The sequence below is a fragment of the Emticicia sp. MM genome, from assembly GCF_001649495.1.
Genome location: NZ_LXHX01000028.1, coordinates 59,677 through 75,072, shown reverse-complemented (window position 1 = coordinate 75,072; position 15,396 = coordinate 59,677). Strand labels below are relative to the sequence as shown.

The following is a 15,396-nucleotide window of genomic DNA, read 5'->3' as shown; positions in this document are numbered from 1 at the left end:
TTTTCGGTAAAATGAAATCACGGACTCACACACAAATATTTACTATTAAATTTCTTTTTCTTTTTTGTGTTTACTTTACTTCAAATGCACAGGAAATTAGTGTAGGTAATGAAATAACCAAAACTTGTATTGATACAGTTACTACTGTTTCTGTTACAACTTCGGGAAGTTTTGCCTCGGATAATCAATTTTTTATTGAGTTTTACACAACAGATGGCAGGAATTTTTTATTACATTCTCAAAGTATTGAAATTATTAATAATCAAATAAAATTTACATATCCAGGTACATGGTTTGAATACTATAAATATGTAAATGTAAAAATACGCTCAACATCCCCTGCACTTATTGTTTATAATAATTACATTTCGATATATTCAAAACCAAATTATTCTTACATATACACTGAAAAGACACTAATCGAAAATGGTCAATACAACAAAAATGATATTGTAGAGTTACCTTTTAAAATCTATACAGGAACGGATGTAGATATTGAAACAATATCAGGAAAGAAATATTTTAGTCAAGGTAATGGCGATACTCGCCAATTTAGTTACAATGAAATTTTAATTTCCACAGGAGTTTATGGTATAAAAAGAGCCAGTAATTTTTGTGGGACAAGAGACATCATCTTTGGATATAATTTAAAAGTAAATAGAGAAAAATTTAGAATAGCCAATGCAGATGAGTTTAATTTTGTTTGTGCAGGAAGCAAATGTGTTGTGAAATTGGTTACCGAAAACCCACTTCCATCTACAGGAATTAATTTTCAACTTCAACTAAAAAGCTCCACTGGGCAAATTACAAACCCAGATTTTACACGATTAAACTCTTCTTTGATTATTGACATTCCTTCAACTCAACTTTCGGACACTTATGAGTTAAAAGTTAAAATTATAGAAAAAGATATCGAAGCAACAACTTCGATAATCGTAAAAGATATGGGTAGTCATTCAATATCTGGAACGTATAATGTGAAATATGGAGAAAGTTTCTTAATTACAGGTTATACCTCACAAACCTCAAGCGGTTTTCAATACGATGAATTAGATTTATTTCTTAATTCAAAAATTAAGTTATCTATCGACCAACAAAGAAATGTTAAGTTTAATTTTCCAAAAGAATCTGGTTATTATCAACTAACTAATGGTTTTTACACACAACACTTTAATGCTTGCAAAAATAAAATTTCGGGAGGGATTCAAGTTAATGTGCTTCCAAGTATAAATATCGAGTCTGTTTCATCTACCAAATTTTGTAAAGGACAAGAAATTTTTGTTCAAGTAAGTAGTAATCAAACACTAAATCAGGGAAGTGATTATAAGGTTAGGTTTGGAAGATATGTCAGTACTGAACCATTTTCATTGCGGATGTCATACATTTCTGCTTATGAAGAAATCGATGCCACTTGGGTATCTGCAAATACAATTAAATTTACCATCCCATCAACTAGTACAACAAGTAGTTTATCATATTATTATTTCTCAATCGTCGCCTCAAATCCAAATCTTGAAGGTATTATTTATAATAACCCAATTCAAATTACAGAAATACCCAACTTAACATTTGCCAATTCAACATATTCTATTTCTCCAGGCACTTTCGCAGTAAACTACATTACTAATTGCAATGATGGTTGGGTGAAAATGTCGGATGGAAGAACGTATCCGTTAGAAGCAAATACAGAAACGGGAATAGAAAATGATGGTTATATCCGCTCAATGACTTTTCAAACGGGTACTTATTTTCCGATAAATACTTGGAACCAGTGTGGAACAGGTAGTGTAGCAGGTAGTTATCAAGTATCAAGCACAGACCCTTCAAGGACTGCTGTATTGCTTGCACCGCTCTTAAAACCTAAAATTTGTGTTGGTGATACACTTTGGCTCGATTGGACTTCTAATGGGAATTTTAGTGCTAATAATAAGTTTTTTGTAGAATTTGGGTATCCAAACCCAAATCTTGAAATAGAAGTTGGTGAAAAATTTGTCGTTATTCCGAATACATTCAAGACCTATAACGGACCTGTAAGAATAAAATCTTTGTACCCAGAAAGGTTTTCTTTCCAAAGGTTTGTTGAAATTAATGGTATAATTGAGTATCCATTTCTTAGTTTTGGTGGATGGACTAATAATGATTCAGTTGCTACAAATGGATACAACCCTACAGTGTTTTACGGGAATGGTGGGAATTTTATCACATCAACTAATCAAATTATTAAGTTAGATAAACCGTTTTATTTTTCAAAAGATACTTCATTTGTTATAAACCAAGTTACAAATGGCTGCTTTTCAGAGCCTTTTATTAAAACGCTTAAAGTTGATTATAATCCTTATATTCTTAAATTTCAAAAAATAAATGTCTCTTGTAATAACTATAAAAATACGTTGAGGATTAATTATTATGTATTTGGAGATATACCAAATAATTTTAAAGTTGGTGTTCAATTTCTCAATCGACAAACTGGCATTTGGGTAAATTGTCAAATAAGCGATTATACCTCTGATGAAATTTTGGCAGAAATAGATACGAAGAATATTCCCGATGATTTTTGTTGGATAAGGTTTGTAAGAGTAGATGAACAAAATAATGTTTTAGAAACTCTAAGTGGAAACTTTTATACAACGCTTAAAAAATATTATTCAAGTCGTATTCTTAGCTCAACACTTGGTAATATGATTGTATCGGAGACTTTTCCGCTTAATTTTGAGTTGAATATTACCCCACAAATGCCACTACTTTCTTATAAATTTCAAAATCCAGCAGTCTTTCTCGGAACAAATTTAGTTATCAATAAAGATGAAGATTTTTTTATTGCAAATGCTTACGACAATTGCGGTTTTGTAAATATTCCAGATACCGTAAAAGTTAAGTTTGCTCCTCAAATTACAAGTATAAACACGTATTTTATACCCTGTAAAAATTCAACGAGTTTATTTAGTATTAGCTACAATACAATTAATGCATTTCCCACTGGAACAATTTTAAAGTTTTATTTTCAAAATGATGAACAAAAAATATATATAGGCCAAACTACACAAATAAATGGTACTTTCTCAGGTGCAATTCCTGTGGAAGTTGGAAGCGGGGTTTACAATTTAGGCTATGAAACAAATACACCTTCAATTTCAAAAATCTTAGTTAATAATGTTAGTTATAGTGAAAAAGGGGAAGGTAGAATTGTATCAGGTACAATTGACAAATATACTGATGACCCATTCAATATTCCATTTGAACTTAAAGGTGGTAGTGGTTTATATCATGTCATAACAAATATTAGTCCGTATATAACGTTTCCAATATTTGGTTTACAACCTATTACCATCAATCAAGATGGATACATTATTGGGACTCTGACGTCCGCTCAATCTCCAACAGAAATTACAATAACTAACCTTAATACTGGAAATTATCTTTGTGATTCAGATATTTTGCCAGGTAAATTAAACATCAATTACCTACCGAATACAGGACGTAAAATTTATTCAAATCTGCCTTTAACCCAAAATAACATACCAATAAAATGTATTGGTGGTGAAACACAAATAGCTAATTTAGAAACACAAGGAAATTTTAACATTGACAATTTATTTATCCCCCAAATATCCGATGCCCAAGGACTTAATTTTACCGATATTTCCTTTACTAAGGTAAATAATGAATATATGATAAGGATTCCAGATAATATCTCTGCAGGAGAGGGCTATCGAATCCGATTTAGATCAACATCTCCTATTGAATATGGGGCTTCGAGTAATTCAAATATTATAATAAAACCTCGACCTCAAGCAATACTCTCTGGTATATATAGGATTGAAGAAGGAGAAAGTGCACCTATAACAACATCATTAACTGGATTTCCTCCCTTTAATTTAGGATACAACGATGGTACTTTATTTTCAAATTATTTCGGTTCAACATTAACCCGAACTGTAAGTCCTGTTGATGATACTATATATACTATTGATAGTATTTCTGATAAATATTGTTCAGGAACTTCAAGTGGGAATGTACAAGTAATAATCAATTGTGCTTCTTACAAATTCTTAACAACTAATCCGACCGAAAATAATGTTTTTAAAGCACAAAGTTTAAGAAGTAATACTATAATAAATAATAACCTTAAAATAAAATACAAGAGTAGTAAGTCTATATTATTAGAACCAGGTTTTAAAGTTGAGAGTAATGCAAATTTTATGGCTGAAATGAACGGTTGTAATTAAATTTTAACTTAAATAGAAGATTGTGTCAAGCAGCTTGCTTTATAAAGTCGCAGAAAATGAATGGGTAAAATTGGCTAACTTAACCAATTTTTGCCTCCACCCAGAGCCCTGTCAAAATCAATAAAATAATTAAAAACCAAGCCCATTCGGGTAAAATAACTTGTAGTTTCTGCTCCGAACCTGCTGAAATAGAACCTAATTTTAAATAAGGTTTTAGTAAATTTTCCTTCGCCAAAGCACTTTGGTTTGCTTCAACATAAACTTCTAAAGAATCCTGAAATGGTTGCCAACCAGTTTTTCGGAAAGTATAAGTAATTCTTGAAGAAGCTGGATTAATAGCCGATTGGATAGTTTTGATAGTGTCATCTTCAATGCTCAACTTGCTTTGCCAACTTGAAGAATTTAAGGAGATCTCTTTTTTTACATCTTGAAAAATCGGAGCAGTAATTTCAATATTGGTATCGAATGCGGGATTTAATGCTTGAAATGCACTTTGCCAGATTCGTGCATAAGTCAGACTATCACCACTGAGCATGAGCGGAAATGTTTCATTAAGCAAACTTATGCCTACTTTACCTATTTTTTTCTGAATCGCAATTGGATAATCAAAAATCGACTTTTGGAAGGCATTTGCTTCAAATTCATAAGGATGTGCTGTTAATTCCTGCGAAATTGCTCTGCTTTCTTGTGTACTTATTCGTTTCAATTTCCATTTTGTACCCAAATTTTGATTGATAGTTTTTGCCACTAAATCTGGATTTTCGAGGGTGATAAACAAAATACTTTTACTTTCAGAGAATGCTTTTTTTACTAAACTATTACCTGCATTCGATGGGTCGGTGATGATAATATCGGGCGAAAAAGTTTTATCAGTTTTATTGATAGAAACATTATTCAAAGTGTTTTTGGCAATTGTTGTCAGAATTTCAACTTTATTACCGCCTTTTCCGAGCCAATCAGCTAAAGTTTTACTCTCAAAATCAGGATTACTTAAGATGAAAAGTATATTTTGAGGCTGATTTTTTATGCTGTAAAAATCAATGGTTTGTAGTAGTTTTCGATCTAATTCTAAGTTTAAAGAAGTTCGTCCAATTGAAAATGTGGGAAAATTAAGACTAAAAGAAGAAAAGCCTTTTTGTAAATTCAGACTATCTAAAACTTGACTTCCGAATTTTATTTTTATAGTTTTTGCTTCAGAAAGCTCAATTTTTCCTGTAATTTCCTGTATTTCTCCCTTTCTTATGATACTCTTCCAATGAATATTTTGTATTTCTTCAGTTTTGAAATCTGGAATCCAAGAAATAGAATTTTGACTAATTTTACTCAATATTTCAGGCGAAGCATCTTGACCTAAAAAATAAAGCTTGCCCAGTTTTGAGGCGAAATCTGTATTTTCATTCACTCGTCTATTGAATTCTTTTTGCGAAAATACCTCACCGATTTTTAAACTATCTTTTATCTTTTGAATTTTTTCAACGGAAATTCCATCGCTATACACTAAGATTTTACTCGTATCTACTGATTCTGTCCAAGTCGGATTAATGAACAACATACAGATACACAACCAAAGCAATAGATTCAAGCCAATCTTAATTTTACTGGCTTTTTTCTTCCACAAAGCAAACAACTGAGCAGCCAGTAAAATGACTAATCCAATTGAAAGTAGCCAATCATAAAATGTAAAATTTAATATATTTTGAGTCAAAATCATTTTAAAAGTAGGACAAGTTTTCAACTTGTCAAGTAAGATTTATGATACAGTTTAGCTACTAACTTTACCTGAAAAATATTAAATAAATCGGTTTTTAAAAATTTTTCCAAAATGCTTTTTCTAATCTTTTATCGCTCAGATATGAAGTATTTTTCGGTGTATTTTTATTAGGCAAAGTCTTGTTTATTAGTTGAAAAAGTTTTGTTTTTAAGGATAATTGTGCTTTTTCTGAAAGTTCTTTATCATTAATGATAGCTTGTAAGTTGCTCAAAATCGACCAGTTGGATAAACTACTATTAACCACTTTATTACTCAAAGCTGAACTCAATTCCAAAACTTTTTGCTTTTGTAGGCCACCCAGTTTTTTGCCTTCAACTTTAGTGTCAATAATACCCATTACTTCAGCAATCAAGCTTTCTATTTGTTGTTGGTTATAACTTTTTTCGTACTTAAACTGTGCATTAAATTTCGTCAATTCACCCGTCATTCGTTTTTCTTTTTCTTTGATTGGCGGAGGGTCGAAGCTCGTTTTCTTTACAAAAGTTCGAGCTTTTTGCTGGGCAGATTTCAAAAATTCCAACGCTTTTTTCTCAAACGGAATCGCTTTTTCGGGTTCGTACATTCGCAAATGTAATTCCGATTGCCACATTTGTTCTAAAGCCATTTTTAATAGACTTCGAGTCGATTGTTCGTAATATGTATTTGCCTCGCCATCATCATGCGAATGCACATAATCGGCCAAAAGGCTTGCCACTGGGTCGTTTTCATTTGGGTTTTCTGCACCATGCTGATGCTCGTGTTCATCATGTTTTTCGCCATCTTCGTGGTCGCCTTCCCCTTCGTCGTGGTCGTGTCGGAAGCCTTTCAACATATCTCCATCGGTTTCGACATCGCTTGGAAGTGCATTTATACCACCGATTGAACTTTCTTCTTCTTCTCCCAAATATTGTCCGTAGCGTAATCTGAGGGCTTTTTGGTCGAAACCAATCTCGTTAGATGTACTATTAAACTCTTCTTTTCCTAATTTTTTACGCTTTGCAATTAATTTTTCAGTATCAATAATAATTTGGCGTTGACTTCTGAAATATTCGGGCATAATATTCATCGCCATCGTTGCTAAGTCTGCTTCTTCGGTCTGCGAAGTGTCTTTATAAATAATAAAGTACGTATCGGATTTTGTATAATTTGGCGTTGGTCGTTTATTATCGAATGCCGCCCAATAGTAATAAAGTTCATCACCTGGGGCAAAGTTGAGGGCCTTTAAATCAATATTTTTGGAAATATTGGCTTGCTTAAAATTAGCTTGTGCAATCGGAAATTTTACTTCTCTAAATTTTACATTTTCACCTGACCCACGTGCCAGAGTTGCAACAATAAATGCTTGATTTACCAGAAAATCGTCAGAGATTTTGGCCGAAATCTGCACATTTTTAGAGTCTTTCAAGAAATGTAGTTGATATAATTCCTTTGAACTCGGTTCGATTTTTGGAGCTAAATCAGGAATCGCTTCCAGACGATAATAGTCAGACTGATAAACCAACGAATCATGCCAAAATGCCTTAAAAGCATACAAACCCGAACTAATCAATTGGTCGGAATACTCAAATTTTTCGCCCGATTTTTTGAGTGAAATTTCTTCACCTCGATTATTACTCAACTTCACTGACAAATCTTGCGAAGAAGAAAACTCTAAACGCCATTTCAACATTGAACCACTAATGGCAGAGGCATTCATATTTTCAGAATTTGTGCTTAATAAACTTGTATAGGTAGGAGGGGTGATACTTAATTCAGCCGAAACAAATGTTGGCATTTTTGCTGCTTCTTCAGTAGAGTTTATTGTATTTTCTTGTTTATTAAAAGCATTTCTTTGAGAAAAATTGAGTTTTGGTACAAACAAATAAGCTAAGATTGAAGCTATAAAAGCCAGTATAAAGTAAGAAATTTTAGAATCAATCACCAAAGGAGTTTGGAGATTTGATTTAGAGAAAAGTCTTTCGAGTTGGAGTTGTTGAGCCAAATTAGGTTGTTCGATGTTCAATAACTCAAGGCTATATTCGGTATCTCCGAGTTTTTTATGAATGAGTTGAACAGCTTCTTTTTCCTTATTTTGAAATAGTTTTGTATAAAATGCTATTCCTGTGAAAACTAAAAATCCTCCAAATGCAGCCAAAAATAGAGATTTGGTGAGTAATAATATCAAAAAATAAACAGAACCTGCTGCCATTAAACACATCAATGTTGCAACTGCATACAGTTGAAAATTTACTTTCGCTATGATTTGTTTTAGTTCGTTCATGCGTTTTTATGAATAGCAAGCCATCGCTCAATGCTTAGTAATAAAATAAATAACAACAAAATACACTTTAAAAACCACGTATTTGCTACTTGTTTGGGGTATTCTTGCACTTTAAACAGGGCGTTTATTTGCTTTTTACTCAATGGCTGATTGTAATTTTGTAAACTAAAATGTTTGATAAATTGCTCGCCCAAAAATTCGGGTAAATTTCCATTAAAAACAAGTTCAGAAGTTTGCGGTTTCAACTGATTTGGTAGAAAAATAACATTTTCCTCACCTAAATCTTGATTTTTGAACTGAGTTGTATTTGAAAAAATATACAAAGTATTGTTTTCTCGATTTTTGGCAATTATTTTGTCTGAAAAGACCGCATCATATAATTTATTGGGTGCTGATGCTTCATCAATCTGAAATTCAAATTGATAAATTTCGTTGAGAGCCTTCAAGGCTGCTTTGATGCTTTGTGCCTCGCTGGCATCATTATTTTGTATCAAAACATTAATAGCTCCGTCGTGCTTTGCTTTGCCATTTTTTTTAGAAATAGTTTGATTAACGAGTTCATTATTTTCATTCACAAATAAATTTTTGTTGCCCGAAAATGTAATAAAATCTTGATTTTGGGTTGAACTCGAATCTGTAATTGTATGTATCCGAAAAGCTGTTGGAACGAAAATGTGTGGAAATTGATTCAGCTTATAATTATTAATAAAATATAATTCAACTGTCTCATTATCAATGACTCTACTTATATTATTAATGCTTTTTTGTAGTAAATTTGCATCAAATGTTTCTTGAAATGGTAATTGTTTTGGGTCTTGAACTTGTTTGATATTTGAGTGAACCCAATAGCATTTTTCTCCTTTTTTTAAGGCTTCTTCAATTTCAAATTTGTAATTTTCGGTAACTAACTTATTTGGTTGAATAAGATGGATTTTCTTCGCCGTTTTATCATCGTTCAACCATTTCAAGAATGGTTTACTCAGAAAAAAACAGAGCAATAGTAAAAGCAAGCATCTCAAAATCAGCAAGAAAATATTGTCGAGCCGAATGCCTCTTGATTGTTGCAAGTTCTTTTCAACCAACCATTGTGTGGCAGCCCATTCGATGATTTTTCCTTTCTTTTGATGCCAAAAATGTATGATTATGGGAATTGAAATCGCTAAGGCCCCCCAAAGTATCAAAGGATTTAAGAATTCCATGTTAAATTTTTCTACTTTTTATTGATTCGGTAATAACACTGGCGATTGGAGCTTCAAGGTCGGTTCTGACCAAATGTACAAACGGAATTTGCAAAGCATTTTTTAAGTTTTTGAGATAGTTTTCGGCATTTTTCCTCACTTCGTCTTTGATATTTTCGGCTTGTAATTCTATTTCTTTCTCAGATTCTAGATCTTTGAAACGATAAAATCCTTTGAGGTTAAAATCTAATTCTTGTTTGCCCAAAACTTGAAAAATAATCACTTCTCGGTGCGGATTTGCCAAGTTTTTTATCAATTGAACCCATTCGTTGTTAACTTGTAAAAAATCGGAAGCAATAATTATAACTTCTTTTTGTTTAGAGGATTGCAATATTGGAAATTTCGGGTCGCTGTTTTTCCAATCTCCGCTGGCAGTTGCTTGTTCAAGCGTATATAAAATGCGTTGAAACGATTGTTTGCCAGAAGCAACTAAAGTGTATAATTCATCATTTTTCAAGGCATACAAACTCATCAGGTCTCCTTGACGATAGCCCAAATATGCCAATGATGCCAATAAAATTTTGCAATACTGTAAGCGACTTACACCATTTTCTTCATAATTCATCGACCCCGATAAATCAATAATAAATTTGAGATGAAAATTACTTTCGGTCGAAGATTCACGCACGAGATGTTTATCGGTTCGGGCATATAGTTTCCAATCGATGCGTTTTGGATCATCGCCAGGTTCGTAGTGTCGGTATTGTTCAAACTCAATTCCATAACCAAAACGCTTGCTTTGATGAATACCCAACATGAGTTGTTCACTCACCAGTTTTCCTGCCAATTGTAGGTTATTGAGTTTGATTAGTTCAGTTGTAAGCATAATTGGGTTTTACTTCTTCAACAAATCCTTAATCACATCATCGGTAGTAATTCCCTCCGCTTCAGCTCTGAAATTGAGCGAAATTCTATGTCTTAAAATCGGGTAAGCGAGTGCATCAATATCTTCGGGTAGCACCGAAAAACGCTCGTTTAAAACTGCTCTTGCTTTTGCACAAAGCACCAAGGCTTGTCCAGCACGTGGGCCAGCACCCCATTCGCACCAGTCTTTTACATAAGTCGAATTTGTGGTAGCTGGGCGAGTTGCTCTCACGATATGATTGATTTTAACAATCAATTCTTCGCTGATATGGACTTCACGAGTGAGTTTTTGCAAATCAATGATGTCGTTATCTGTCATAATGGTCTGCAAAACTGGTTTGGTTGAGCCAGTGGTGCTTTTTAATACATTCAGTTCTTCGTTTTCAGAAGGATAACCCAATTTGATATATAATAAAAAACGGTCAAGTTGGGCTTCGGGAAGTGGATACGTACCTGCCTGTTCGATTGGGTTTTGGGTGGCAATAATCAAAAATGGCTTCGGTAAATCGTAGTTTGTTCCTGCATAAGTTACCTTATATTCTTGCATGGCTTCGAGCAAAGCCGCTTGCGTTTTTGGAGGCGTTCGGTTGATTTCATCGGCCAAAACAATATTGGCAAAGATGGGCCCTCGATTAAATTTGAAGAATTTCTTGCCAGTTTCGTGGTCTTCTTCTAAAATTTCCGTACCGACAATATCTCCAGGCATGAGGTCAGGCGTAAACTGAATACGTTTGAATTTCATGTCGAGGGTTTTCGACAATGTGCTTACCATCAAGGTTTTGGCAAGCCCAGGGACGCCTTCAAGCAAACAATGTCCGCCCGCCAAGAGTGCAATCAGAATTTCGTCAATGGCTTCTTGTTGGCCGACAATAACTTTGGCAATTTCTTTTTTTAGTAGTGGTAATTTGGCTACTAATGTTTTGTAATGATGAAGTTCTTTGGTTTCCAATTTTAATAATAGTTTTTATTGTTGCAAGTTGTTTCAAATTGTTTTTGTTGTTTGTTTTGAGAACCGTTATTTCGACAAAGTGTAACAATTTTGTAACAATCTGCAACGGCTTTTTACACCGTTAAGGCATAATTAATGATATTCACTCCAAATTTGGTATTGTCTTCGGCGAGCCAACGTTTGTTTCTGAAATCGTAGTCCCATTCGCAGCCATAATCTTTATTGCTGTATAAAACTCCAATTCTACCGTTGATAATAACTGCTTTTAGGTAATCATGCACGAGGTCGTCACCCCAACCATTCAGCTCAAAAGTGGTGGTTGGAGGGCCTTCAAACTTGAAAAAACAGTTATAAATTTCGTGGGTATTGGGTATTTTTTGAAGAGCTTTTGCTCCGAAAGTCCGAGCCATTTCTTGTTCAAACGATTTGGCAAAAAGTCCATCAATATCATGGTTACAATCATCCACAAATACAAAGCCGCCATTTTCGATATATTTCCGGAAATGGTCACGTTCTTGACTCGAAAACTCAACCAATTTATGCCCACTCAAATAGCAGAACGGACTTTTGAAAAGTTCATTACTGCTCAGAAGTACGACTTTCTCTTTTTCGTCAATCGGAATGGTTGTGTATTCGACCAAAGAATTAAGAATATTTGAAGGCATTCGCTGGTCAGTATCCCAATCTCCCGAATTATACTGTATTCTTGTAAAAATAAATGGTTTCATGTTTTTTGCTTTAGACAATAGGCTATAAGCCATAGGCTAATTTACATTTATAAAAAGCCTATGGCTTACAGCATAACGCTTATGGCTTTTACACCGCATCAGATAAACTCGAAAAGGTAAATTCTCGAATTTTCATGGGTGGTACCATATAATTTTGGTTCGATTCGGTGCTGACAACACGCTCAGTTTTTCCCAACATTTCGAGATTATTGAGCATAATTATCGGACTTTCGTTGAATCGGAAATTTTTGATTGGATATTTTATTTTACCGTCTTCGATGTAAAAAGTTCCGTCACGGGTAAGTCCAGTTTGTAGAAGCGTTTGTGGGTCAACCGAGCGTATATACCATAGTTTTGTTACTAAAATGCCTCTTTTGGTGCTTTTTATCATCTCATCGAGCGTTGCATCGCCACCAAGCATAATGAAGTTTGTTGGGAAAGGAATTGGTTTTACACCTTTTTCTTTCGCCCAAAAACGAGAATAAGATAGGTTTTTAACTACACCTTTTTCAATCCACATACGTTTTTCTTGCGTTTGCCCATCACCTGACCACGGAGAAGCGGGTAAATCGGCATAAGCTGGGTCAGAGAAAATGGTTACTCGTTCATCTACTATTTTTTCGCCCAGTTTTGTTTTTCCACCTTGTTTGCTGAAAAACGAACGACCTTCGTCGGCACTGCGAGCGTCCATATCGAAATAGATATTTTCGAGTAAAACAGCGGCCGCTGTTGGTTCGAGAATTACCGTGTATTTGCCTGGTTCTAAGGCTTTGGCATTTTTTGAACCTACTGCTTTCTGAATTGCTATTTTGGTAGCTGCTGCTGTATCAAGTTTATTGACATCACTGAACCCTTTAATTACATAACCCGAACCCGTGCCATCTTCGGTGCGAACCGTTAGTGAATAATTGATATTAGTACTTTTGTAATAAGCAAAAAGACCTTTTGAATTCATCATGGCCGAGTAGCCTTTTGAATCTTCCAAAAAGCCTGCTGCAACCAATTTTTGCTCACGAGTGAGTTTCAAACTCTTCATTACGGCTTCGGCACGAACATCGGGATTGATATTCCCCGTTGAATCAAAATAGCCTTCTGATTTCATGTATGGCTGAGGCTCCAAAACACCCATGTATTCAGGGTTTTCGGGAGCAAGACGTGCCAGTTCTTCGGCACGACGTACCACTTTTTCGAGCGAAGCATCATCAAATTCATCAATCGTTGCTACACCCACTTTCTTCCCGAAAGCAGATTGAACTTGTAGATTTTGATTGGTTAATGCACCACTTGTCGAAACTTCGTTTCGTGCATAACGGATGTTTCCATTAATATTGCCCGATAAATTAATTTCACATTCATCGGCTTTTGAATAGCTTAAAACCTTTTTTAGCAAGATTTTAGCTTCATTTTCTGTTAATATGACTGACATAAATAATGTTGAATTTTGAATGATAGAATGATGGAATGAGCGAATTGGTGAATGATAGAATTAGTGAATAATTTCAGCACAAAAAAACTCTTTGCCTGTTACCACTTTGTTCTTTCTTCACTCTGTGCCGAGCGTCGGTCGCCTTTGTGCCTCTGCTCCTTTGAGCCTTTATCCTAAACTTTCCGTGCCGTATTAATAACATTTACGCCATTAAAACGAGCGGTTGAACTTCCGTGCGAAACTGCACTTGATTGCGAAGGTTGCCCTTTGCCATCGAAGAATGAACCTCCCAAACGGTAGTCACGTTCGTCACAAACTTTTACGCAAGAATTCCAAAACTCTTGGGTATTAGATTGATACGCCACATCTTTCAACATTCCTGCAATTTGTCCATCTTTTATCTCATAATATAATTGTCCACCAAACTGGAAATTATAGCGTTGTTGGTCAATTGAAAACGAACCATCACCTATGATATAAATTCCTTTTTTCACGTCTTTAATCATTTCAGCTACCGAAAGTGGCGTTTTTCCTGCCGCCAACGAAACATTGGCCATGCGTTGGAATTGCACCGACGACCAGCTATCGGCATAACAACAGCCGTGCGATTCTTTCTCGCCGATGATGTGTGCTTGGTCGCGAATGGCTTGGTAATTGACCAAAGTTCCATCTTTTACCAAATCCCATTGCTTAGTTTTTACACCCTCATCGTCCCAGCCAACCGCACCGAGCGAGCCAACTTGGGTTTTATCAGCAAATAATGTTACTTCTTTGCTCCCATAATTAAAGTTTTTACTTTGCCATTTATCAAGGGTTGCGAACGAAGTTCCCGCAAAATTGGCTTCGTAGCCCAAAACTCTATCCAATTCGAGTGGATGACCAACTGATTCGTGAATCGTTAACCACAAGTGAGAAGGGTCAAGAACCAAATCATATTTTCCTGCTTCAACCGATTTGGCCGTTAGCTTTTCTTTGGCTTGTTTGGCTGCGGCGGTTACGTCTTCGAGCATATCGTAACCCTTGTTATAGCGTGTCGTGATGCCCGTCACTTTATCTTTCGGATTGGTCTGTAAATATTCATACCCCATACCAACTGGGGCAGAAAGTGCCTGACGAGTTTCAAATTTACCAGTTTTTTGGTCGATGGCAGTCACAGCCGCAATCGGCCAAATTCGGTGAATGTCTTGGTCGATGTATGAGCCATCAGATGACGCAAAGTATTTTTGCTCATTGACCATAAAGAGAACCGAATTGACATAATTTGCACCATTTTTCATGGCGGCGTCGTTTACTCCGAGTAGCAAATCAACTTTTTCTTTGATTGGCACTTCAAACGAATTTCGTTGAATGGGTGCTTTCCAACTTACCTCGCCGTAGCCACTTTGTGGAGCAAGGATTACTGGCTGAGACATGAGTTTTGCGTTAGCTTTCGCAATCGCAACGGCTTCTTCGGCTGCACGAGCGGTGTCAGCTTCTGACTTAGCATCCACCACAGCGGCAAATCCCCAACAACCATTCGCAATTACACGCACACCTACGCCATAAGACTCGGTATTGACAATGTTTTGCACTTTGTCTTCACGAGTAACCACAAATTGATTGAGATAACGACCGATACGAACATCGGTGTAGGTAGCTCCTTTGGCTTTTGCGGCATTGAGAGCCGCATCGGCAAGGCGTTTTTTTACGGCCACATCAATTGCACCATCAATCAATGCTTCTTGCGATACCGAATTTCCGATAATCGGAATACCCGCAGTTGGCATATTTGGTATCATGAGTCCACCAAAGCCTAAGCTGGATAACTGGATAAAATCTCTTCTTTTCAAAGCTTTTTCAGTTTTTGTGTAAAATAATAAGTTTAGTTTGTCTTTGTGCCTATAAATATAGGAATAGAATATAAAAATCCCATTTCAAATGGATGGATTTTGATGAAAGGGCAAAATGATGCGACA

9 protein-coding genes are annotated in these 15,396 nt (G+C 35.2%); 1 reads left to right on the top strand and 8 read right to left on the bottom strand.

Features of this window, described 5'->3' with window-relative positions; all coding sequences use genetic code 11:
- Window positions 1-11: 11 nt before the first annotated feature.
- Window positions 12-4,226: a 3-coathanger stack domain-containing protein gene (locus A6M55_RS04415; RefSeq protein WP_064196658.1), complete on the top strand. Its 4,215-nt coding sequence runs from the start codon at window positions 12-14 to the stop codon at window positions 4,224-4,226.
- Between the two features lie 79 nt (window positions 4,227-4,305).
- On the opposite strand, the gene A6M55_RS04410 is transcribed toward A6M55_RS04415, so the two are convergent.
- The 8 genes from A6M55_RS04410 to A6M55_RS04375 form a co-directional block, all read right to left on the bottom strand.
- Entirely contained in the window at window positions 4,306-5,937 is a 1,632-nt protein-coding gene (locus tag A6M55_RS04410; RefSeq protein WP_064196657.1) for a hypothetical protein, read from the bottom strand.
- 94 nt (window positions 5,938-6,031) lie between these two features.
- Window positions 6,032-8,236 (bottom strand): DUF4175 family protein, encoded by a 2,205-nt coding sequence (locus A6M55_RS04405; RefSeq protein WP_064196656.1) that lies wholly within the window; start codon window positions 8,234-8,236, stop codon window positions 6,032-6,034.
- Window positions 8,233-9,435 (bottom strand): BatA domain-containing protein, encoded by a 1,203-nt coding sequence (locus A6M55_RS04400; protein WP_064196655.1) that lies wholly within the window; start codon window positions 9,433-9,435, stop codon window positions 8,233-8,235. Before A6M55_RS04400 ends, A6M55_RS04405 begins: the two co-directional genes overlap by 4 nt.
- A gap of 1 nt (window position 9,436) precedes the next feature.
- A complete protein-coding gene (locus A6M55_RS04395) occupies window positions 9,437-10,300 on the bottom strand; it encodes a DUF58 domain-containing protein (protein WP_064196654.1) in 864 nt (287 codons plus the stop codon).
- A gap of 9 nt (window positions 10,301-10,309) precedes the next feature.
- A complete protein-coding gene (locus A6M55_RS04390; protein WP_064196653.1) occupies window positions 10,310-11,287 on the bottom strand; it encodes a MoxR family ATPase in 978 nt (325 codons plus the stop codon).
- 113 nt (window positions 11,288-11,400) lie between these two features.
- Window positions 11,401-12,015 carry a DUF4159 domain-containing protein gene (locus tag A6M55_RS04385; protein ID WP_064196720.1) on the bottom strand — a complete coding sequence of 205 codons (615 nt, stop codon included), beginning with the start codon at window positions 12,013-12,015 and terminating at the stop codon, window positions 11,401-11,403.
- 88 nt (window positions 12,016-12,103) lie between these two features.
- On the bottom strand, window positions 12,104-13,441 hold the full coding sequence (locus tag A6M55_RS04380) for a TldD/PmbA family protein (RefSeq protein ID WP_064196652.1): 1,338 nt from the start codon (window positions 13,439-13,441) through the stop codon (window positions 12,104-12,106).
- A gap of 173 nt (window positions 13,442-13,614) precedes the next feature.
- Window positions 13,615-15,219, bottom strand: a complete 1,605-nt coding sequence (locus A6M55_RS04375) for a TldD/PmbA family protein (protein ID WP_409012482.1) — start codon at window positions 15,217-15,219, stop codon at window positions 13,615-13,617.
- Between the last annotated feature and the right edge of the window lie 177 nt (window positions 15,220-15,396).

What these genes read in the sequence shown, in the direction of transcription:
- A6M55_RS04415 (WP_064196658.1), top strand. Translation starts at nt 12, where the DNA reads ATGAAATCACGGACTCACACACAAATATTTACTATTAAATTTCTTTTT.
- A6M55_RS04410 (WP_064196657.1), bottom strand. Translation starts at nt 5,937, where the DNA reads ATGATTTTGACTCAAAATATATTAAATTTTACATTTTATGATTGGCTA.
- A6M55_RS04405 (WP_064196656.1), bottom strand. Translation starts at nt 8,236, where the DNA reads ATGAACGAACTAAAACAAATCATAGCGAAAGTAAATTTTCAACTGTAT.
- A6M55_RS04400 (WP_064196655.1), bottom strand. Translation starts at nt 9,435, where the DNA reads ATGGAATTCTTAAATCCTTTGATACTTTGGGGGGCCTTAGCGATTTCA.
- A6M55_RS04395 (WP_064196654.1), bottom strand. Translation starts at nt 10,300, where the DNA reads ATGCTTACAACTGAACTAATCAAACTCAATAACCTACAATTGGCAGGA.
- A6M55_RS04385 (WP_064196720.1), bottom strand. Translation starts at nt 12,015, where the DNA reads ATGAAACCATTTATTTTTACAAGAATACAGTATAATTCGGGAGATTGG.
- A6M55_RS04380 (WP_064196652.1), bottom strand. Translation starts at nt 13,441, where the DNA reads ATGTCAGTCATATTAACAGAAAATGAAGCTAAAATCTTGCTAAAAAAG.
- A6M55_RS04375 (WP_409012482.1), bottom strand. Translation starts at nt 15,219, where the DNA reads ATGATACCAAATATGCCAACTGCGGGTATTCCGATTATCGGAAATTCG.